This window comes from Neobacillus sp. OS1-32 (assembly GCF_030915425.1).
GTDB lineage: Bacteria > Bacillota > Bacilli > Bacillales > Cytobacillaceae > Neobacillus > Neobacillus paridis.
This window is the reverse complement of sequence record NZ_CP133263.1, coordinates 1,803,473-1,825,209: the sequence shown is the minus strand read 5'-3', so window position 1 is coordinate 1,825,209 and position 21,737 is coordinate 1,803,473. Positions and strand designations below refer to the sequence as shown.

Sequence of the window (21,737 nt, the reverse complement as noted above, 5' to 3'; positions counted from 1 at the left end):
TATTATGCGTGTAGAGAGACAAATATCCACAACTTATAGCAAAATATCGACGAAGAAACTGACAACAATGGGATTATTAGTTGCCCTAAATTTAGTATTAAACCAAATGACGCTTTCGTTGGGGCCTACTATGGAAATTGGTTTTGCGTTTTTACCTATCGCCTTATTAGCTTATTTATATGGACCGATCAATGCGGGCATTGCGGCATCAATTGCCGATGTGATTGGCTTCCTATTAAGACCAAATGGGTTCTTTTTCCCAGGCTTCACGTTAAATGCCTTAGTGATGGGGGGTATTTACGGGTTAGTTCTGCATAAAAAAAACATCACTTTATTAAGAGTAGCCGCAGCCGTTTTACTAGAGGCGATCGTTGTTAGTTTAATAATGACACCAATTTGGCTCAATATCATGTATGGCAGTCCTTTATTCGCTGTGCCAAGAATCATAAAAAACGTTATTTTATTCCCAATTGATGTAGGTCTTTTATACATGCTGCTTATGAATTATATTAAATTTGAATCGAGGAAAGAACATGGAGGAAAAATTTAACGAAGCGATGAATTATATTCGCTCCCGGGAACAATTTGGTTCCCGGCCGGGTCTCTTTAGAATTCGGTATTTATTAGATCAATTAGGAAACCCTCAAGATGATGTAAAGTTCGTTCATATCGCCGGTACGAATGGCAAGGGATCGACTGTCACCTATTTAAAGGAACTTTTTATGAACAGCGGCTTCAAAGTTGGAACCTATACTTCCCCGTATATCGAAAGGTTTAACGAAAGAATTTGTATAAATGGTCGTCACATTCCCGATGAAGACATTGTTTATTTAATAAATGTGCTTCGGCCTATTGTCGATAAAATGGATAAAACTGAAGATTTATTTGGACTGACAGAGTTTGAACTTGTTACGGCAATGATGTTCTATTATTTTCACGAGAAAAAAGTGGACGTTGCTGTAATTGAGGTAGGACTTGGAGGGTTATTGGACAGTACAAATGTTGGACATCCGCTTGTATCCGGAATTACGACGATTGGATTGGATCACATGCAGATTTTGGGACAGACCATCGAACAAATTGCCGAGCAAAAAGCGGGAATTATTAAGCAGAATGGTACGGTAGTCACGGGCAATCTCCCAGAAAATGCATTACATGTCATTGAAAAAAAGGTCCGTAGTACTGGAGCGAAAATTTACCGCTACAATAAAGAGTATTATGTAGATTATATCATGTCCAAACAATTGACTAATGAATATTTTTCCTTTAACAACGCCGGACATTCATTTCCGATTTTGAGTACTTCCATGATAGGTTCACATCAAGTCGAAAATGCCGGGACGGCTCTCCAAATGTATCTATTATACATGGAAAAATGTCAATTGTCTGTAGAACCGAAAATAGTCGCTGAAAGTTTGAATAATGCCTTTATTCCAGGGAGAATGGAAATACTTTCTGAGAGACCTTTAGTCATCGTGGATGGAGCCCATAATGTACCGGGAATGGAAAGATTGCATGACAACTTACAAGGAATGTTATTAAATAGGTCGGCAGAAAGTAAACTTTTTATTCTATTTTCCGCCATTCATACTAAAGATGTTTCAGGAATGATTCGTTTACTGGAAGACATCAAGCAGGCAGAGATCACGATTACTTCATTTGAATATGACTCTGCCTTAAGTGCAGTGGAAATAGCCCGGCACTGTCATAGAAAAATAGCAGTCATCAACAACTGGGAAAGAGCCATCTCAGAGCTTTTGGATCAAATGACTAATGATGACTTTTTGATTATTACTGGTTCTTTATATTTTATTTCTACCGTTAGACAAAAAGTGCGAAGATTACTTAGAAGAGAGAATGAAATAGTTGGATTTTACTAAATTTTTATAAGACTAAAAGGCTGCCTCAGGCAGTCTTTTACTATTTAGAGGTTTTGCTCCTTATAGTGATGAAATTCATATCCATACAAAATTATTTCCAGTATAAAAGGAATAAAACCTGCAAGTTTCTTGCTGCCACAAAATTGTCACTGAATATCTCCCCAATTTAAGTTGTCTATAGCTGCATTTAGACGTTTTGTTGACGCTTACAAATTAGACTCAAGGTGTAAGCAATAAACCTTAAGGAGGAAGTTACATTATGGGCAAGAAACTTTTATTAGCTGTTCCAAACTTTAGTGAAGGTCAAAAGCTTGATGTTGTTAACGAAGTTGTCAATGCGGTAAGACAGGTTGAATCGGTTAAGATCGTTGGGGTTGAACCAGAGCATAATTTCAACAGAACCGTTTTAACCTATATCGTTGATACGGACCATGTCGAGGAATCCATGTTAAAAATGGCCGAAAAAGTTTTTAAACATGTAAATATGGAAGTTCAAAAAGGTGATCACCCACGTATTGGGGCACTGGATACATTCCCAATTTTCCCATTGGAAAATGTCACAATCGAAGAAACGATCGCATTGGCTGAAAAATTAGGACAATCTTTATTCGATCATTATAAGGTTCCGGTATACTTCTCCGGATTAAATGCGCGCACGGAATACAAAAAATCAAATACCAATATCCGCCGTGGTCAATACGAAGGGTTAAAAGCAATTTTGGAAGATAAAAACCATCCAGATTATGAAACAAGAAAACCCGATTTATCTGTTAATGGCGAATTAGATGCAAAAATGGGTGCTTGTACCGTTACTGCTGACTATGAAGGCTTAGTAGCATACAACGTGTTCGTAGAATCTGAAGATGTCAGCATTGCCAAAGAAATTGCTAAATTAGTGAAGAGTGAAGAGCACGGATGGTTATCAATAAAGAGCGTCGGCTTTAAAGATGAAGGTAAACCTGGCACTGCTGTTTCCATGAATGTATTTAACTGCACGGAAACACCACTTGTTATGTTACGTGACTATGTAGCTAAAAAAGCCGAAGAACGCGGCACAAAAGTAATTGGTACAGAAATTGTGGGACCAGTTAAACAAGTTTATGTCGAAGAAGCTGCAAGAGCATTCGGTTATGAATTTGATGGCAAAGACTATGTGAAATTAGTGAAAGTATTAGAAGAAAACATGGGATTAATTGGCTTTGATGCTGAACAAATTATTGAATATCACCTTCAACCTGCAACATTGTAATGATTTCAGCCGGGGCATTTTGATCAGAAGCCATTCTACAAGATGCCCCTTTTTGAGGAATTTTCCTAATAAATTGGGAAGGGGAACTATTTATGTTCATTAAAGTGCTTTTAGGTGTGTTGGTGTTATTATTCCTTAATTACTTAGTTATCTTCATGAAAGATTATGCAAAAGCGAAAAAAGAGGGCACCCTTGAAAATGAGTCAAGAGGCAAATTCTATACATTTGGGATTTTAGGGGCTATTTTTAACTTTTTCGATACACTCGGAATCGGCAGCTTTGCAACATCAACCGCAACGTTTAAGCTTGGAAAAATGATGCCGGATAAAAAAATTCCTGGTACTTTGAATGTAGGAACAACCGCATCTGTTTTTTTGGAAGCATTTGTTTTTATCAGCATTGTAAAAGTAGACTACTTAACGCTCGTTGTTTTAATTGGTGCCACAATGCTGGGGGCTTACTTTGGTGCGGCAATCGTGTCAAAATTACCTGAAATCAAAATCCAATGGGGAATGGGCATCGCTCTATTTATCGTTGCATTTCTTATGTTTGCCGGCTTTATTAACCTATTCACCATGAACGGAGTAGCGATCGGATTACGCGGAGTTAAATTAATTATCGGATTTGTTTGGTGTTTTGTTGTAGGTGTAGCGGCTTGTCTCGGAATCGGTCAATATGCACCAATTATGGCAATGTCTTTCGTATTAGGCTTATCTCCATTAACTGCATACCCGCTGATGACAGGAGCAACAGCGTTCATGCAAACCATCTCCGGTGCAAAATATGTTAAAGAAGGCCAATATCACCGTAAAGCATCATTAGCTTATCTCATTTGTGGACCAATTGGGGTGGCTATTGCGGCCTTACTGGTTAAAAATATGCCAATTGATTTATTGAAGAAGGTCATTTTCGTAGTAGTTATCTATACAGCCATTCAAATGATCCGTTCTGGACTAAAATCACGTAGAGAAGCTACTTTGGTTAAAAATGAAGCAGTTGCCGAAACTGCTAACGCCGGTCAAACACATTAATATTTTTAATAGATTAGGAGAATTGTTATGGATAAATTAGTAGATTTAACAATTACTGACTTTGTTGCGAAACTTGGTTCTGATGAACCTGCTCCAGGAGGCGGCTCTGCTTCCGCTCTTGCTGGCAGCGTGGGAGCTGCCTTAACAAGAATGGTATGCGAATTAACCATTGGGAAAAAGAAATATGCCGAATATGACGAAGAAATGAAAGCATTATTAGTAGAGTTGAAAGAGCTTAATGATAAGCTGCTGGCTGCCATTGATGCTGACACTGAAGCGTTTAATAAAGTATCTGCCGTATTTGCTTTACCTAAAGAAACAGAACAGGATAAAGAAAAAAGAAAAGCAGCAATGCAAGATGCCTTAAAATATGCAACCAAAGTTCCTTTCCATACAATGGAATTAATTCTTGAAGGGCTTGAATTAACTTCAAAAGCTGTTGGTAAATCCAATACAAACGCTGCCAGCGATTTAGGTGTAGCCGCCCTTACAATGAAAGCAGGTCTTTATGGCAGCTGGTTAAATGTTCTGATTAATATCGGCGGCGTTAAAGATGATAGATTCAGAAATGAATACGCTGAAAATGGTAAAGCTCTTTTAGTAAAAGGTACGGAACTTGCAGATTATATTTATCAACAAATTGAAAATTCGCTATAATGGAAGTAGCACAAATAAAGGAGAATGAAGATGGCATTTTTATCGGATATTGAAATTGCTAACCAAAATAAGATGCTGCCGATTACTGATATCGCCAAAAGCATAGGAATCGATGAACAATCTATCGATTTATATGGGAGGTATAAAGCAAAATTAGATATCAATGAATTGGAGCGCATGAAAGACCAGCCAAACGGGAAATTGATCCTGGTAACGGCAATAACCCCAACGGCAGCCGGAGAAGGGAAAACAACAACATCGGTTGGTTTAGCTGACGCATTGCATGAACAAGGAGAAAAAGTGGTCGTTGCCCTGCGCGAACCATCACTGGGACCGGTATTTGGTGTAAAAGGTGGAGCAGCCGGCGGCGGCTATTCCCAAGTAGTCCCAATGGAAGATATCAATTTACACTTCACCGGTGATTTTCATGCCATTGGTGCTGCCAATAACTTGCTAGCTGCGATGATTGATAACCATATTTTCCACGGCAATGAGTTAGGAATTGATAATCGTCGGATTACCTGGAAACGTGTTGTTGATATGAATGACCGGCAGCTGCGTTACATTGTCAATGGTTTAAATGGCAAAACAAATGGTGTGCCCAGAGAAGACGGTTATGATATCACTGTAGCATCAGAAATTATGGCAATCCTTTGTTTATCTAGTGATTTGGATGATTTGAAAGACAGAATCAGACGAATTGTGATCGGCTATTCCTATGATGGAAGAGCCATAACGGCTGGAGACTTGAAGGCTGAAGGAGCAATGACTGTATTATTGAAAGATGCGATTCGCCCTAACCTGGTTCAAACATTGGCTAAAACACCGGCGATTATTCATGGTGGCCCATTCGCCAATATTGCCCACGGCTGTAACAGTGTAATTGCCACAAAATTGGCGTTAAAATATGCTGATTATGTTGTAACAGAAGCTGGTTTTGGTGCAGACTTGGGCGCTGAAAAATTCATTGACATTAAGTGCAGAATAGCAGGTATCCAACCAGATGCAGTCGTTTTAGTGGCGACGATTCGTGCATTGAAACTTCACGGCGGAGTAAATAAGACAGAATTAAGCAAAGAAAACGTAGAAGCAGTTGTCAAAGGTATGCCTAACTTATTGAAGCATATTGAAAATATTCAAGAACATTATGGCCTGCCATTAGTTGTAGCCATTAATAAATTCCCGACAGACACAGAGGAAGAAATTGAAGCAGTGAAGCGGGCTTGTGCAGCTGTTGGGGTTGAAGCGATTCTGGCAGATGTTTGGGCTAAAGGCGGTAAAGGCGGCTTGGAATTAGCAACAAAGGTAAAACAGATTGTCGATGAAGCGAATCATTTCCAATTTGTCTATGATGATGAAGATTCGATTGCCGAAAAACTAACAAAGATTGCTTCGAAAATTTATGGCGCTGACGGGGTCGATTTTACTAACGAAGCAAAAAAAGAACTAAAAGTATTAACTGAAATGGGCTTTGGAAAATTACCGATTTGTGTTGCCAAAACTCAGTATTCTTTCTCGGATAATAAAGAATTACTATGCAGACCACAGGGCTTCCATATTACCGTCCGAAATTTGAAAGTATCTGCCGGAGCCGGTTTTATTGTGGCTATCACCGGTACGATGATGACAATGCCTGGATTGCCGAAAGTGCCGGCTGCGGAAAGAATTGATATCAATAGTAATGGTGAAATAACAGGCTTATTCTAGTAGAATATGTAACGGAAAGTGTTGTTTGTGAAAATAGCAAACAACACTTTTTGGTTAATACTATATGTACTTATTTTCACAAGGAATGGGAAAAAGAAAGGTCAAGCAGCGAGGGGATTGGAGGCAGGGATTAGCTGATTTTCTCTAATAATGCAGCTTCAGTCAAGTTGCCTTTTTTGGCTGAAACGATAAATAAAGAGGCAAGTACAATCGCGTTGTCGATCTCTTCCATATTTTCTGAGCTGTAAAAAGGTGTTTGCCAATTGAAGTCGGCATCACTGGTAGCTGGATAAATCGTAACCTTCCAGTGAAAATATATTTTTGCCTGCGGGAGCTGTACCCCTTCAACGGCAATAAGCCAATGGGTGATGGGCGATTCTGGTTTTGCAGCGTCAGATTCAATTAGTGCTGTCTTGTCTCTTTTACCTATTGGAATTAAGGCCATTTGATAAAAGTCATGGTAATTTGGAGTTTTCATTTATGGTCCTCCTTATTTTTTATGGTGTATCTTTATTATATGAAATGGTGTACGGTAATTGAGCGATTAATTATTAAAATTTTTCGAAAGTTTTTCAAAGATGAAAAAAGGAAGGGCAGTGCCCTTCAACTTATGATGATTTTCTATTAAATTCTGCCACCTTGCGATCAGAAGGTAGAAGGAAGGCCGTTAAACCTAATATTGGCAGCATTCCCAGCCAGGTGATCATCGTTTGTAAGCTTATTAAATCGGCAAGATAACCTAATCCAACCGAACCAATTGCCCCCATTCCGAACGCCAGCCCGACAGTCAGACCAGACATCGTTCCGATTTTCCCTGGTACTAGTTCTTGAGCATAAACAACCGTTACTGAAAAACTGGTCATTAAAATAAATCCAGTAAGCATGAGGATGATGAATGCTACCAGCGGTGGAACATATGGCAGTAAAATGGATAACGGCAGTGTCCCCAGCATTGAGAATGAAATGACCGTTTTCTTACCGAATCGGTCGGCCAATGGGCCACCAAGAAATGTTCCCAACGCACCTGATACTAAAAAGGCAAATAAGAAAATTTGCGATTGTTTAATCGTCAGGGCATACTCCTTTATGGCGTAGAAGGCATAGAAGTTTGTCATCCCGGAGATATACCAGGATCGGGCAAAGATTAACAGCAAAATGAATCCCAATGCTTTTTTAACATCCGATGATAACCGCTCCTGCTGACTATTGCTTGAACTGTTTCTCTGTTTGCGGGCAGGGAATACCGCCAATCTTTCACTATACCATTTGGCAATATAAATTAATAAAATGACTGCCAGTGCTGCCACAATCGTAAACCACGATGCCCCAATTTGTCCTAGCGGAACCAAAATAAGGGCGGTAATCAAAGGTGCCAAAGCCTGTCCCGTGTTTCCGCCCACCTGATAAATCGATTGGGCCAGTCCCCGCCGGGTTCCCGCCGCCATGTAGGCAACCCTTGATCCTTCAGGATGAAACACTGCAGAACCGAGACCAATCAACAAAACAGATAGGACGATCAATGCAAAATTCGGAGCTAAGCCGATCCCTAATACCCCTACCAATGTAAAGCTAAGACCGACTGGCAAGGCGAAGGGCATTGGCTTTTTGTCAGTAAAATAGCCGACTAACGGCTGCATTACCGAAGAGACCATATTTAACGAGAAAGCAATAATCCCTAACTGTGTGAAGGACAGCCCCATCGATTTTTCCAAGATTGGAAACATCGCCGGAACGACAGCTTGAATCGCATCATTGAGTAGATGGCACAGCCCGATCACAAAAAGTATTTTAAATATAGTTGCTTCAGATGTATTTGGTGTTTTCTGGCGGGGTAAAACCGCTTGTTGGCTCATAATAGTCTCCTTTTCAACTCACTTATCTGAATTTTCTTTTACTATATCTTACTACTATACTATTAATTTGAAAAATATTTATTTCGCCTTTGAAAATAAAAAAACCGAAACCCCTGTGGACCAGTCGCTACACAAAATAACTGTCCTGATCAGGCATCCTTATATGGTAAATTGACAGTCCTGCGAAAATTTTTTATAATAATTTTGAAATCGAGATATTTAAAACTTGTTTCATTTCAATACGACTTTTCAAAAATTTTAAAGGATGCGTTACGATGGAAAATGAATCAACAGCAACATCTTTAAAGCTATTTATTGTCCTTTCCAGAGCCTATAAAGCGATCAATGAGCATGTAAATAAAGTGATTCAAGCGGCTGGGTTAAATCCCACTGAATTCGCCGTTTTGGAACTTCTCTATCATAAAGGGGATCAGCCGCTGCAGCAAATTGGCGCAAAAATTTTGCTTGCCAGCGGAAGTATTACTTATGTCGTCGATAAACTTGAACATAAGGGACTATTGAATAGAATCGCTTGTCCAAAAGATCGAAGAGTCATCTATGCTCATATTTCCGATGACGGGAAAAAACTGATCCAGGATATTTTTCCAGAACATGCAGAACAAATTGACAAGTTGATGTCCAGTTTAACTGAAGAAGAGAAGACAGCTGCAATTGAATTGTTGAAAAAATTAGGATTATCCGCAGGGAAATTTTAATACGGCCGTCCGGTCGTATTTTTTTTGTAAGGATCCGTTTTGGATAGTATAATAAGATAGATTCGAAAATTAAAAAAATTTAAAAGGAGGCTAAATTCATGAGCTTTGAAAATTTTACATATGTACGTCCTGACTTGGAGGAAGTGAAAGCTAAATTTAATGCAGCATTAGCACGTTTTGAAAACGCCCCTTCTGTTGAAGAACAAAGCAACGCCATGAATGAAATTAATCAGATTAGAAATAATCTTGAAACGATGTTTACCCTTTGCAGCATTCGTCATTCCATAGACACAAATGATGAGTTTTACAAGGCAGAGCAGGATTATATGGATGAGATTGGCCCAGAGGTAGAAGGTTTAGTAACCAAGTACTATCAAGCATTGGTTGATTCTAAGTTTCGCCCTGAATTAGAAGCCAAATGGGGAACTCAGCTTTTTGCCCTGGCAGAAAGTCAGCTGAAAACCTTTAAGCCTGAAATTGTTCCGCAGCTGCAAAAAGAGAACCGCCTTGTAACCGAGTACACAAAACTGATTGCTTCAGCCAAGATTGAGTTTGAAGGTGAGGAACGTACACTTGCTCAAATTGACCCGTTTATCGAATCAAAGGATCGGGAAATGCGCAAGCGGGCTAGTGAAGCTAAATTCGGCTTTTTTGCCGAACATGAGGCTGAACTTGATCGGATTTACGACGAACTTGTCAAGGTAAGAACGGAAATTGCCCAGACACTTGGTTACAAAAACTTTGTTGAACTTGCCTACCATCGCATGATGCGGACAGATTACAATGCTGAAATGGTGGCGAATTTCCGCCAGCAGGTAAAGGATTATATTGTTCCCATCGCCACAAAGCTGAAGAAGAGGCAGCAGGAACGTTTAGGCTTGGATACATTAAAATATTATGACGAAAATTTAAATTACTTAACGGGGAATGCCGTGCCGAAAGGAAGTCCTGAATGGATTATTGAGAACGGCCAGAAGATGTATCAGGAGCTTTCAAAGGAAACCGGCGAATTTTTTGCTTTTATGCGGGAAAACAACTTAATGGATCTTCTCGCCAAGAAAGGCAAGGCAAGCGGCGGTTATTGTACCTACATTGAAAAATATAAGGCGCCATTTATCTTTTCTAATTTTAACGGAACGTCAGGGGATATTGATGTCTTGACACATGAAGCAGGCCATGCCTTCCAAGTGTATTCAAGCCGCCAGTTTGAAATTCCTGAATATTATTGGCCTACGTATGAAGCATGTGAAATTCATTCGATGAGTATGGAATTTTTTACTTGGCCTTGGATGGATCTATTCTTTAAAGAGGATACGGAAAAGTATAAGTTTTCACACTTAAGTGAAGCATTGCTATTCCTGCCATACGGTGTGTCAGTTGATGAGTTCCAGCATTGGGTGTATGAACATCCTCAAAGCTCACCGCAAGAGCGTAAGCAGGCATGGAAAGAGATTGAAAATAAATATTTGCCGCATAAAGATTATGATGGCTTTGAGTATTTAGAAAATGGCGGCTTCTGGCAACGCCAAGGTCATATTTATAACTCACCATTTTACTATATTGATTATACCCTTGCGCAAATTTGCGCCTTCCAATTCTGGAAACGTTCCAGAGAAAATATGGAAGAAGCTTGGGCCGATTATTTGAAGCTTTGCAAGCTTGGCGGCAGTATGTCATTTACCAAACTGGTAGAGGCTGCAAATTTGATTTCACCATTTGAAGATGGCTGCATCGAGTCTGTGGTTGGGGTAATTGAAGATTATCTAAATTCTGTAGATGATAAAAATCTATAAAGAAAAAGCGAAGCCATGATCTTTATGGCTTCGCTTCGTTTTTATTGAACAACTGCAGCTTTGGCAGTGACTTTTAATTCCCCATTTTCCACAATCGCGGCCAGCTGCTTGATGTCAGGTTGGTCTAAGATAAAGTCTGCAATTTTATCTTCAAGCTGTTCCTGAATAACCCGACGGAGCGGACGAGCACCAAATGCAGGATGGTAGCCAAGTTCTGCTAATTTTTCTTTTGCTTCGGCGGTAATCGTGAATTCGATATTTTGCTCAGCTAATGTTTCCATCAATTCGTTGATCATCAGGTCAACAATTTGCAAGATATGCTCCTTATCAAGTGCGTTAAATTCAATGATACTATCGAAGCGGTTTAAAAATTCCGGCTTAAAGAATCCGCCTAATGAATCAAGAATACTTGCTTCCTCTACAGCCTCGCTGACGCCAAAGCCAACATGAATCGGTTTAAACGAGCTGCCGGCGTTACTTGTCATAATAATAACAGTATCCTTAAAGCTTACGACTCGTCCCTGACTGTCGGTGAGGCGGCCGTCCTCGAGAATTTGCAGAAACATATGCTGTACATCCGGATGTGCCTTTTCAATTTCATCCAACAAAATGATGCTATAAGGATTTCGGCGCACCTTTTCAGTCAATTGTCCTGCTTCTTCATGGCCTACATAACCTGGAGGGGAACCGATTAATTTGGATACGCTGTGTTTTTCCATGTATTCGCTCATATCGAGGCGAATCATCGAATCCTTTGTGCCAAATAGTTCTTCCGCCAGCGTTTTGGTTAACTCGGTTTTACCAACCCCTGTAGGACCGACAAAGAGGAAGGATCCGATTGGACGGTTTTTCGCCTTTAAACCGGCACGGCTGCGGCGGATTGCCTTGGCTATTTTTTGGACCGCTTTTTCCTGGCCAATAACCTTTTTGTTGAGATTGTCTTCCAGCTGTTTCATTTTAAGCTGTTCATCCTGTTGTAGTTTGCCAACCGGAATACCGGTTTTTTCTTCAACGATTTCTTGAATATGGGAAACTGTGACAACAGGTCTTTCAGAACTGGAATCATGATTTAATGCTTTTTCTAATTTTGCTTCTTCATCACGAAGTTTTGCTGCTTTTTCATAGTTTTCTTGTTTGAGGGCTGCTTCTTTTTCTTTAGCAATCTCTTTTAAGCGTCCTTCAATTTGGTCTTTACTATGATAATCAGATGTTAAATTTAATTTAGAGCCGGCTTCATCCAATAGATCGATTGCCTTATCCGGTAAGTATCGGTCTTGAATATAGCGTTGTGATAGCATGACACAGGCTCGGATTGCTTCATCTGTGTAGCTGACTTCATGATAATCCTCATATTTTTTCTGGATCCCTTTTAAAATCTCAATTGCTGCTTCGATGCTTGGTTCTTGGACTTGGATCGGTTGGAAGCGGCGCTCTAATGCAGCATCCTTTTCAATCTGACGGTATTCCTTTAATGTTGTTGCGCCGACTACTTGCAGCTCGCCGCGAGCAAGAGCCGGTTTTAAGATATTTCCGGCATCCATTGAACCCTCGGCTGAACCGGCACCTACGAGCAAGTGAATTTCATCAATGAACAGAATAATATTTTTTCGTTCTTTTAACTCCGAAATCAGCTGCTTCATCCGTTCTTCAAATTGTCCACGGATGCCGGTATTGGCAACAAGTGAAGCAACATCGAGTAAATAAATTTCTTTATTTTGCAGCTTGACCGGAACGTTACCTTCAGCAATTTTTAAGGCAAGGCCTTCGGCAATCGCGGTTTTCCCGACACCGGGTTCACCGATTAAGACCGGATTATTTTTATTTCGGCGATTTAAGATTTCAATCACCCGTTTTACTTCTTCATCTCGGCCAATGACCGGGTCGATTAGACCCGCTTTAGCCATTTGCGTCAAGTTTTGACCAAAGTGATCGATAAAACCACCGCCATGTTGCGGCGCTCTCGTGTCTGTTTCTGGAATAAATTTACTATTCATATCTTGGCTTAGTGGAGCAAAGTTAAAAATATTTTCGAATGGAAAGCCTTCAAATGGATTCATTTTCATGCCAAAACCTGCTCCTAATGCTTGACGTTCTTTTACATAACATTCATGACAAAGTTTCATATTTTTTTGTTGTCCATTTACATTAATAGTTAATTGTACATTTGCTTGATTTTGTTTGCATTTTTGACAAAGCATATAAAATAACCTCCTCGTTATTTTGACTTTGACTATATTTGACCTTACGACTTTAGTATACTCTGACCTTTTTTGACTTTCAAGTTATTTGTCTTAAGAAAATGTTAACAGAAAAGGAAAAATGTCCGTCATTGTTTGTCCCTTTATTCATATATTTGATGTTAAGGGGGAGATGGTGTGAAGGCTAATAGAAACTGGAGTCAAGCCTTTCAAATAGCGGCAGTTTATATTGGAACTGTTGTTGGAGCAGGTTTTGCCACAGGAAAAGAAATTGTGGAATTTTTTTCGCGATTTGGATTCTTTGGCTTTATTAGTATATTAATGAGCGGTTACTTATTTATCATGATTGGTTCAAAACTGATGCGTATGGCGGCGCAAATTGAAGCAAAATCTTACCAGGAATTTAATGAGCATCTGTTCGGAAAATGGCCAAGCAGAATCATCAATTTTTCGATGCTTTTTATGCTCCTGGGTGTTAGTGCGGTAATGCTGGCCGGTGCTGGTGCAGTATTTGAAGAACAGCTGGGTTTGCCGAAAAACGTCGGTGTATTCATAACGATTTTTCTGTCCTATGTTGTCATGCTTATCGGTACGAAAGGACTATTTGCGGTAAACACATTTGTTGTTCCGATTATGATCAGTTTCAGCCTGATTTTAATGTTTTTATCAGTTCGCATGCCGAATTTTATTGAGCAATTTTTATTCATCCCGCATGCAGCAGATGGTTGGAAAAGTGTCATCGCTCCTTTTTCCTATACCGCCTTAAATCTTGGATTGGCACAAGCTGTGTTAGTTCCGGTGGCAACAGAGGTCAAGGATGATTGGACGATTAAATGGGGAGGAATTCTTGGCGGTTTGGGCTTAACAGTTATTTTAATTGCCAGTCATTTTACCTTAATTATGCTTCCAAATTTGGAGTTGTATGAGATTCCAATGGCGATTATTATGAAGAACCTGGCCCCATTTTTTTATTGGATTTTTATTCTAGTTATATATGGGGAGATTTTTACTTCGGTCATCGGGAACATTTTTGGTCTTGATCGTCAATTAAAACAATATATTGAAATCCCTACGATGATGTCAGTTACAGCTATTTTTGCTGTTTCCTACCTGATTAGTCTGGTTAATTATGGGACACTCCTTTCCCATTTGTACCCGTTATTTGGCTATATTTGTATGTCCATTTTTATCTTATTGTGGATAAAACCGTTTGAACCAAGTTTTAAAAAATAAAAAACAGCTGTTTGTGCAGCTGTTTTTTTAGAAAGGGAAAATGATAAAGATCAAGATATCAAAAACAATGTGAGAAACAATAACCAACGGCATGCTTTTTTTCCAAAAATACAGACTGCCCCAAGCAATCCCTGAAATGAGCGAGGTGATAATTAATAAAAATGAGCCAGAATAAATATTGACGGATGCATATAAACATGCCCCTAAAAGGATACTGGCAGCAGGTTTTAAATAGAGCATCAACCGTTTTTGGATGAAGCCGCGCCAAAATAGTTCTTCCCCTGGCGCAGCAACCAAAATTAGGGCAAGGTATTGCCAAAAATAAGATGGTCCATACCATTTATACAGCGTCTGTATTTTCCTATCAATATGAAGGGGAAAAAGGCTGACTAATTGATATCCCAGCCAGATCACCCCATATAAAACCAATCCGGAAAACAACCCGAAAACAAAATATTTTAGAAACGACGACTCGTCGTCAACATCACCTTGAAACATCGAATAAGTGATTAATACAAGAATGGATCCGGTAAAAATATACCAAAAAATCACTTTATCATGGAATGAGAAATAAATAAGGATATGAGCAATAATGAGTCCAAAAATAAGTCGAAGGTCAAATAACAGTTTTTTAATCATGGCTAACTCCCTACCTAATACAATAACAAGTATTTTACCAAATTATTTTTAAAAAGGATATGACATCAATCATTATAACCAATTCTTTTCATAAGAACAGCCAAACAGGAAAAAATAGTGGGGAAAGGAGTGAGACGATGAGTCAATCTAAAAGTCAACAAGAACGGCAATGGACTGTAAGAAAACAGGATCAAAATCCCCATGGGAAGGTGAAATCATTAAAGCAGCTTGCTGAAGAAACGGGTAAGGGAAAGTAAAAACCAATAAAGAAAGGCAGACTGTTATCTGCCTTTTTAACTGGATTTTAATAAGCGCTTTCTTTTATGACCTTATAATTTTTATGATTTACAACTGTTCGCTGATCCAGTTCTAAATCACGGTAATTATCCATATATGTTAAGTCAACAATTACTGAGTTTTCATTTACCTTTTCAACAACGCCCTGCAGACCGCCACGAAATTCGATAATATTACCAACCTCTGCTTTTTTCATTCTGTCTCTCTCCTTTTTCTACCATATATCTTATTTAAATAACAGTTTGCACCATTTTTAAGTATTCGTAAAGAATTTTATTTGACAAATTCGTTAATTATTCTAGATATTACTGATTATATGTTGGAAAACTTATAAAATAAAAGAAAACGTTATCAAGTACAAAATCTTTTTGAATCATTTTTCATTGATAGGAAATTAAGATAAAATGAAGGAGCAAAGGTGGTGGTAATCATGAACGAAGACTTTGTGAATGATATTTTAAATCGCTTAAAGACTGGGGAACTATCTGAATATTATGTTAAAAATGAAGACTTTATGGACTTTCGCCGTGTTCTTGTGAAAAGGGAAGATTTTAAACATTTCCGTGGAATTGGGCAGCGGGGTGGCGATGTTTTATTTCAATATTTAAAAGAGCCGAGGAGCTAGCTCCGGAAGGTGTGATGCAATTGAACCAAATGAAATATAACAATTTAAGCCAGGTGATTTTATGAGACAAAGTATTTTACCAGCTTCGACGAATATGAAGGAATTTGAACATTTTTTACAAAGTACATATGAAATCGGCGTTTTTTTAGATATGCACATTTCTCAAATAAAGAATATTAATCAAATGGCTAAGGAAAAAGGAAAGAAAATGATTTACCATGTTGATTTAATTCATGGTATTAAAAGTGACGAATATGGAACTGAGTACTTGTGCCAAGAATATAAGCCCTTTGCTTTGATTTCAACGAAAGCAGCTGTCATTCAAAAGGCGAAACAAAAAGGGGTACGTGCTGTTCAAAGGATATTTTTAATTGACAGCACTGCACTTGAAAAAAGTTATAAATTAGTTGATAAAACGCAGCCGGATTATATTGAAGTCCTTCCCGGAGCAATTCCCTCGCTCATAACAGAAGTGAAAGAGCGAGTGAAAACTCCCATTTTAGCAGGAGGGTTAATACGAACTGCTGAAGATGTAAATAAGGCAATCCAAGCCGGAGCCACGGCCATTACAACATCAAATCGAGAACTTTGGAAATTATTTGAAAAGTAATCAAGATTTGCTGATTTTTTCGAGGTAGGGACGGCTGCCTTCTTTGCAGGATAACGGATGTTTAATAAGATAATTTTAGTATTTAACATAAAAAAGTTTTTAAGCAATTTTAGTTATTTTCAATTAAATAAATTTATGATATGCTGTTATTAAGTTAATAGCGAACGGTAGAGAAATTGGAGAGACCGCAAATGCATTATTCATTTTTTGGGTAATGTTCATTGCGGTCTCTTTTCTTTTTGGCCTACTATAAACTATTTCAATTTTCTTTATCGAGAACTATTTAATCAAAAGGATAAGGGAAGTTTAATATTGTAAGATTGACTTCTCGAGGAGGAAGAACAATGAACTTTTCAAATTTAAATCGTCAAGAGATTAAAAATAAATTAAAAGAAAAAGAATATGATGTCCTTGTCATCGGCGGTGGTATTACTGGGGCCGGTATTGCTCTTGATGGACAAACAAGAGGACTGGAAATGGCTGTCGTTGAAATGCAGGATTTTGCCGCAGGAACATCAAGCCGCTCAACGAAATTGGTTCACGGCGGACTCCGCTATTTAAAACAATTTGAGGTTAAAATGGTGGCAGAAGTCGGCAGAGAGCGGGCGATTGTTTATGAAAACGGCCCCCACGTTACGACTCCTGAATGGATGCTCCTCCCGATGCACCAAGGCGGTACCTTTGGCAAGTTCACTACTTCAATTGGTTTAAGGCTGTATGACTTCTTGGCAGGAGTAAAAAAATCAGAACGGCGTACGATGCTGTCGGCCGAAGAAACTTTAAATAAAGAGCCCTTAGTTAAAAAGAATGGTTTAAAAGGCGGCGGTTATTACGTTGAGTACCGGACAAATGATGCCCGGTTGACAATCGAAGTGATGAAGGCTGCTGTTGAAAAAGGGACAATCGCTTGCAATTATACGAAGGTCATAAACTTGATTTATGATAAAGGGAAAGTTGTCGGAGCGCTTGTGGAAGATCAGCTATCCGGTGAAACATTTGAAGTGTATGCAAAGAAGATTGTCAATGCTGCCGGGCCGTGGGTAGATCATCTTCGAGAAATGGATCACTCCAAAAAAGGGAAGAAGTTGCAGCTGTCAAAAGGTGTTCATCTTGTAATTGATCAATCTCGTTTTCCATTAAAGCAAGCTATTTACTTTGATACCCCTGATGGCCGGATGGTGTTTGCGATTCCAAGAGACGGAAAGACATATGTGGGAACAACTGATACCTTTTATAATGAAGATGCCGTAAATCCGAAAGTGACGGTAAGTGATCGAAGCTATATTATTAAAGCGATCAACTATATGTTCCCTGACGTGCACATAAAGGAAGCAGATATTGAATCCAGTTGGGCCGGAGTCCGCCCGTTAATATATGAAGAGGGTAAACATGCTTCGGAAATCTCACGAAAAGAATGAAATTTGGGAATCTAATTCAGGTCTTATTACCATTGCTGGCGGAAAACTAACCGGATATCGAAAAATGGCCGAAACGGTCGTCGATCGGCTTGCCACGAAGTTTCACTCGGAAGAAGGCAGAGAACTTTCTCCATGTCAAACAAGAAATCTGCCTATTTCCGGCGGGGATGTAGGTGGATCAAAAAATTTCCCGTCTTTTGTAGCTGCCCATATCAATAAAGGTATAAAAATTGGACTGACAAAACAAGAGGCTGAAAAATTGGTAAAAATCTACGGATCAAATATTGATACGGTTTACGGCCTTTTAGAGATAAATAAAGCGGATGCTGAAAAATACGGGCTTCCCTTGGAGTTATTTGCAAAACTTGTTTACGGACTGGAGCATGAAATGATTGCTACTCCGATTGACTTTTTAAACCGTCGTACAGGTGCGGTCTTGTTTGATATTCAAACAGCAAAAAGATGGAAAGATCAAGTTATTGCCTATATGGCAGATAAATTAAGATGGTCCGAAACGACGGAGAATGATTATACATTAGCGGTGGAAGAAGCTTTGAAAGACGCTATCACCCCAATAAATGAAAAGATTGAGTAGCAGCCGGCACAATGTTCAAAGGATCGTTTTCTCTTTGGAAAAAATGATATTGTGGCGTTTTTTTGAAAATTTTATTTTCGTAGAAGTATTAGTATTAAAAATAAGGTACAATACAAAAATGGGATAGACATTGGTTCATTTACTCGCTGCTAAATGTTTATTGGTTGTCTAGTCTTAATAAAAAGTGCTATCCTATCCTTCGTTAAGGATTAAAATATATTTTCAAAGGCAAAATATGAGAAATGGTTATCTTACTATTTATGAAAAGGAGTTTGATTTATGATGGTCGAAAAACAGTTCAAAGTAATTGCCGATACAGGGATTCATGCAAGGCCTGCAACATTATTGGTACAAACATCAAGTAAATTTAATTCAGAGATCATGTTGGAATATAAAGGTAAAAAGGTTAATCTAAAATCAATCATGGGTGTTATGTCTCTGGGCATTCCAAAGGGAGCCGATATCAAAATTTCCGTTGAAGGCAGTGATGCTGAAACAGCAATCGCCAGTTTAGAAGAAACATTAAGAAAAGAAGGCTTGGTAGAGTAATGCCCTTTAATATGGAATTGCTGCTTCAGGTATAAAATCACGGTTGAACAGATCGACTTATAACAGGTCGATCTGTTTATTTTTTTTAATCACTTTCGAGGAATTCTCCGGATGAATCCTGTATAATCTAAGTAGATATGAGACAAGGAGTGATAAGTGTGGAGTTAAATTTAAGCGGAAAAACTGCAGTCGTCTTAGCCTCAAGCCAGGGACTGGGATTTGCAATTGCTGAACGGCTGGTTAGAGAAGGAGCAAATGTCGTCATTTCCGGCCGGGAAGAGGAAAAGTTAAAAGAAAAGTGTAACAGGCTTGAAGCAATCGGAACCGGTAAAGCAGCCTACCAAAAAACTGATATTACGATTCCTTCAGATATTAAACAGCTCATAGCATTTGCTGTTGAAACCTTCGGCACAATCGATCTGCTTGTAAATAATGCTGGAGGTCCCCCGGCTGGTGCCTTTGAAGAATTAACCGATGAAGCGTGGCAGGCATCCTTCGAACTCAATTTGCTTTCCTATGTACGAACCATTCGTGAAGCATTACCATACTTAAAAAAACAGGGAGGAAAGATTCTCAACATTGCTTCCTCTTCCATAAAAGAGCCTATTCCAGGATTGATTTTATCAAATACTTTTCGAACAGGAATCATTGGACTTTCGAAGACCTTAGCTTCCGAATTAGCACCATATGATATTCTGATTAATACAATCGCTCCCGGCAGAATCGCAACAGACCGGGTTAAACATTTAGATCAAGTTAATGCAGACAAGCAAGGGCTTGATATTGAAACAATTGAAAAACATATGAAAGCCCAGATTCCTTTAAAAAGATATGGAACCCCGGAAGAGTTTGCCAATGTTGCAGCCTTTCTTCTATCAGAGGCGAATACCTATATAACAGGTAGTGCAATATTGGTAGATGGTGGTATGGTCAAAGCTATTTAACATCATATGATGAATGACAGCAGGAGATCTCCATTTACGTTTATGACCAAATTGATTTGGTTATTGTAAAAGTATAAAGGAGTGTTTTTTTATGCAAAAAAATATTCATAAGGTATTTGTCCTGCTGATAGTTATAATAGGCACCAGTCTGTTAAGCGGCTGCGGTGCTTTCATTTCCGATGAATCGATTGTAAGCCGATATGCGGATGCCCTCCTGACCAAAAATAATGAACTCCAGTTTCGCTTTCGGATCAATAATGAGATTATTCAAGATCAGCAATTATACAAGGTCAAGGTATTGATTCATGATGACAGGTTAGCGGCCGCGATTGGCAAACGGGAAATCGTTTATGGCGAGGACCTGGTTCTAAATGGGGAATATTTGGACGTAAAGGACAAACGTGAAAAATATATTTTTATGGATCCGATTCCGTTGAAAGAGGATTTGCATATCCAAGAGCTGCAAAACATGATAGAACAGAATCATGCGGTGTCCATAGAAGTTTTTAATAATAAGGAAGTATTAGCACGGGCCTATTTAACTAATTTTTCGTCAGAACTTTAGAAAAACATATGTTGTGAGGGGAATATAAATGCTTAAAACAGAAAATGTCACGATCGGTTTCATTGGAACAGGCGTAATGGGAAAAAGTATGGCATCCCATTTAATCAATGCAGGGTATCCATTGATCGTTTATTCCAGAACGAAAGCAAAAGCACAAGATCTAATAGAAAAAGGAGCATTATGGGTGGACACACCCAAGGATGTAGCAGAGCGGGCTTCAGTCATTTTTACGATGGTAGGTTATCCCGCGGATGTAGAAGAAATATATCTCGGGAAAAATGGATTAATTTCGAATGGAGTTTCCGGAAGCTATTTGATTGATATGACTACTTCAGCCCCTTCATTGGCAATTAAAATTTACCAAGAGGCTAAGAAAATGGGGATTCATGCGATCGATGCACCAGTTTCCGGAGGCGATGTAGGGGCAAGGGAAGCAAAGTTATCGATCATGGTCGGCGGCGATTATGAGTCGTTTGAGGCAGTCCACCCATTCCTCGAGCTTTTAGGAACAAATATTGTCTATCAAGGAAAGGCAGGAGCCGGGCAGCATACCAAAATGTGCAATCAAATTGCGATTGCTTCCAATATGATTGGTGTCTGTGAAGCGATCATTTACGCCGAAAAAGCAGGATTAAACCCGGAAACAGTCCTCAAAAGCATTTCAACCGGGGCAGCCGGGAGCTGGTCATTATCAAACCTGGCCCCAAGAATGTTAAATGGCGATTTTGCACCGGGATTTTACATTAAGCATTTTATTAAAGACATGAAAATTGCCCTAAACGAAGCCGAGCAAATGAATATGGAAGTACCTGGACTTGCTTTGGCAAAATCGTTGTACGATCAATTAGTAGAAAGTGGCGAAGAAAATAGCGGCACCCAAGCACTGTATAAGTATTGGAAAAGTGAACAAAAATGATTGGCCTTATCTGGCAGACATAAAATCCCTCCTTCCATCTGACACTAATTTTAGATGGATGACAAGGAGGTTGGATAATGGCCAAAAGGACAAAAAAGAATGACCCGCAGCAAAAAAATAAAAAAGGCTTTGATTCAGCAGTGCTAAACGAAGAGTTTGCGCACGAAATGGGTTCAGCCGATACGAACAAAATCCATAAAGATAAAGCGAAGAAGGTAAAGGCAGCAAAAAATAATGGAAAATATAAAGGACAATAAAGCTG

The 21,737-nt window shown here is 39.0% G+C and carries 22 protein-coding genes and 1 pseudogene; 18 read left to right on the top strand and 5 right to left on the bottom strand.

Annotated features, from left to right (window positions below; genetic code table 11):
• The first annotated feature begins 4 nt into the window (after positions 1 to 4).
• The 6 genes from RCG24_RS09230 to RCG24_RS09205 all read left to right on the top strand — a co-directional run bounded on the left by RCG24_RS09230 (position 5) and on the right by RCG24_RS09205 (position 6,524).
• The gene (locus RCG24_RS09230) at positions 5 to 550 is read left to right on the top strand and encodes a folate family ECF transporter S component (RefSeq protein ID WP_202653745.1); all 546 of its coding nucleotides are present in this window, start codon (positions 5 to 7) and stop codon (positions 548 to 550) included.
• A complete protein-coding gene (locus RCG24_RS09225) occupies positions 534 to 1,880 on the top strand; it encodes a bifunctional folylpolyglutamate synthase/dihydrofolate synthase (RefSeq protein ID WP_202653746.1) in 1,347 nt (448 codons plus the stop codon). The genes RCG24_RS09230 and RCG24_RS09225 overlap by 17 nt, the downstream gene beginning before the upstream one ends.
• A 259-nt stretch (positions 1,881 to 2,139) precedes the next feature.
• Positions 2,140 to 3,129: a hypothetical protein gene (locus tag RCG24_RS09220; RefSeq protein WP_308078914.1), complete on the top strand. Its 990-nt coding sequence runs from the start codon at positions 2,140 to 2,142 to the stop codon at positions 3,127 to 3,129.
• A 92-nt stretch (positions 3,130 to 3,221) separates the two neighbouring features.
• Positions 3,222 to 4,160 (top strand): sulfite exporter TauE/SafE family protein, encoded by a 939-nt coding sequence (locus RCG24_RS09215; protein WP_202653748.1) that lies wholly within the window; start codon positions 3,222 to 3,224, stop codon positions 4,158 to 4,160.
• A gap of 27 nt (positions 4,161 to 4,187) precedes the next feature.
• The gene (locus RCG24_RS09210; RefSeq protein WP_202653749.1) at positions 4,188 to 4,817 is read left to right on the top strand and encodes a cyclodeaminase/cyclohydrolase family protein; all 630 of its coding nucleotides are present in this window, start codon (positions 4,188 to 4,190) and stop codon (positions 4,815 to 4,817) included.
• 30 nt (positions 4,818 to 4,847) lie between these two features.
• Positions 4,848 to 6,524 carry a formate--tetrahydrofolate ligase gene (locus tag RCG24_RS09205; RefSeq protein ID WP_202653750.1) on the top strand — a complete coding sequence of 559 codons (1,677 nt, stop codon included), beginning with the start codon at positions 4,848 to 4,850 and terminating at the stop codon, positions 6,522 to 6,524.
• A 130-nt stretch (positions 6,525 to 6,654) separates the two neighbouring features.
• On the opposite strand, the gene RCG24_RS09200 is transcribed toward RCG24_RS09205, so the two are convergent.
• Positions 6,655 to 7,002: a hypothetical protein gene (locus RCG24_RS09200; protein ID WP_202653751.1), complete on the bottom strand. Its 348-nt coding sequence runs from the start codon at positions 7,000 to 7,002 to the stop codon at positions 6,655 to 6,657.
• Between the two features lie 130 nt (positions 7,003 to 7,132).
• Positions 7,133 to 8,377 (bottom strand): MFS transporter, encoded by a 1,245-nt coding sequence (locus RCG24_RS09195; protein WP_202653752.1) that lies wholly within the window; start codon positions 8,375 to 8,377, stop codon positions 7,133 to 7,135.
• Positions 8,378 to 8,652: 275 nt separating this feature from the next.
• Here RCG24_RS09195 and RCG24_RS09190 point away from each other — a divergent pair, with 275 nt between their 5' ends.
• Complete coding sequence (locus tag RCG24_RS09190) at positions 8,653 to 9,093, top strand: MarR family winged helix-turn-helix transcriptional regulator (RefSeq protein WP_202653753.1); 441 nt, start codon at positions 8,653 to 8,655, stop codon at positions 9,091 to 9,093.
• 98 nt (positions 9,094 to 9,191) lie between these two features.
• Entirely contained in the window at positions 9,192 to 10,886 is a 1,695-nt protein-coding gene (locus RCG24_RS09185) for a M3 family oligoendopeptidase (RefSeq protein WP_202653754.1), read from the top strand.
• 41 nt (positions 10,887 to 10,927) lie between these two features.
• Here the strand turns inward: RCG24_RS09185 and RCG24_RS09180 are convergent, their stop codons facing one another.
• On the bottom strand, positions 10,928 to 13,084 hold the full coding sequence (locus RCG24_RS09180; RefSeq protein ID WP_308078913.1) for an ATP-dependent Clp protease ATP-binding subunit: 2,157 nt from the start codon (positions 13,082 to 13,084) through the stop codon (positions 10,928 to 10,930).
• A 177-nt stretch (positions 13,085 to 13,261) separates the two neighbouring features.
• On the opposite strand from RCG24_RS09180, the gene RCG24_RS09175 reads away from it, so the two are divergent.
• Positions 13,262 to 14,317 (top strand): YkvI family membrane protein, encoded by a 1,056-nt coding sequence (locus tag RCG24_RS09175; RefSeq protein ID WP_308078912.1) that lies wholly within the window; start codon positions 13,262 to 13,264, stop codon positions 14,315 to 14,317.
• 27 nt (positions 14,318 to 14,344) lie between these two features.
• Here the strand turns inward: RCG24_RS09175 and RCG24_RS09170 are convergent, their stop codons facing one another.
• Positions 14,345 to 14,956, bottom strand: a complete 612-nt coding sequence (locus RCG24_RS09170) for a CPBP family intramembrane glutamic endopeptidase (RefSeq protein ID WP_235888008.1) — start codon at positions 14,954 to 14,956, stop codon at positions 14,345 to 14,347.
• A gap of 137 nt (positions 14,957 to 15,093) precedes the next feature.
• On the opposite strand from RCG24_RS09170, the gene RCG24_RS09165 reads away from it, so the two are divergent.
• Positions 15,094 to 15,213: a DUF6254 family protein gene (locus RCG24_RS09165; RefSeq protein WP_235888009.1), complete on the top strand. Its 120-nt coding sequence runs from the start codon at positions 15,094 to 15,096 to the stop codon at positions 15,211 to 15,213.
• Between the two features lie 47 nt (positions 15,214 to 15,260).
• Here RCG24_RS09165 and RCG24_RS09160 read toward each other — a convergent pair whose 3' ends face one another.
• Positions 15,261 to 15,449, bottom strand: coding sequence for a YkvS family protein (locus tag RCG24_RS09160; protein WP_202653757.1), 189 nt, complete (start codon positions 15,447 to 15,449; stop codon positions 15,261 to 15,263).
• A gap of 234 nt (positions 15,450 to 15,683) precedes the next feature.
• Here RCG24_RS09160 and RCG24_RS09155 point away from each other — a divergent pair, with 234 nt between their 5' ends.
• The 8 genes and pseudogenes from RCG24_RS09155 to RCG24_RS09120 all read left to right on the top strand — a co-directional run bounded on the left by RCG24_RS09155 (position 15,684) and on the right by RCG24_RS09120 (position 21,732).
• The gene (locus tag RCG24_RS09155; RefSeq protein ID WP_202653758.1) at positions 15,684 to 15,878 is read left to right on the top strand and encodes a hypothetical protein; all 195 of its coding nucleotides are present in this window, start codon (positions 15,684 to 15,686) and stop codon (positions 15,876 to 15,878) included.
• 61 nt (positions 15,879 to 15,939) lie between these two features.
• Complete coding sequence (locus RCG24_RS09150) at positions 15,940 to 16,488, top strand: glycerol-3-phosphate responsive antiterminator (protein ID WP_202653759.1); 549 nt, start codon at positions 15,940 to 15,942, stop codon at positions 16,486 to 16,488.
• Between the two features lie 344 nt (positions 16,489 to 16,832).
• Positions 16,833 to 18,501 (top strand): annotated as a pseudogene (locus tag RCG24_RS09145) (glycerol-3-phosphate dehydrogenase/oxidase).
• A 282-nt stretch (positions 18,502 to 18,783) separates the two neighbouring features.
• Positions 18,784 to 19,050: a phosphocarrier protein HPr gene (locus RCG24_RS09140; protein ID WP_308079145.1), complete on the top strand. Its 267-nt coding sequence runs from the start codon at positions 18,784 to 18,786 to the stop codon at positions 19,048 to 19,050.
• 158 nt (positions 19,051 to 19,208) lie between these two features.
• A complete protein-coding gene (locus RCG24_RS09135; RefSeq protein ID WP_308078911.1) occupies positions 19,209 to 19,994 on the top strand; it encodes an SDR family oxidoreductase in 786 nt (261 codons plus the stop codon).
• Positions 19,995 to 20,085: 91 nt separating this feature from the next.
• Complete coding sequence (locus tag RCG24_RS09130) at positions 20,086 to 20,559, top strand: hypothetical protein (protein ID WP_202653762.1); 474 nt, start codon at positions 20,086 to 20,088, stop codon at positions 20,557 to 20,559.
• Positions 20,560 to 20,587: 28 nt separating this feature from the next.
• Complete coding sequence (locus RCG24_RS09125; protein ID WP_202653763.1) at positions 20,588 to 21,475, top strand: NAD(P)-dependent oxidoreductase; 888 nt, start codon at positions 20,588 to 20,590, stop codon at positions 21,473 to 21,475.
• Positions 21,476 to 21,552: 77 nt separating this feature from the next.
• Positions 21,553 to 21,732, top strand: coding sequence for a hypothetical protein (locus RCG24_RS09120; protein ID WP_202653764.1), 180 nt, complete (start codon positions 21,553 to 21,555; stop codon positions 21,730 to 21,732).
• Positions 21,733 to 21,737 lie beyond the last annotated feature (5 nt).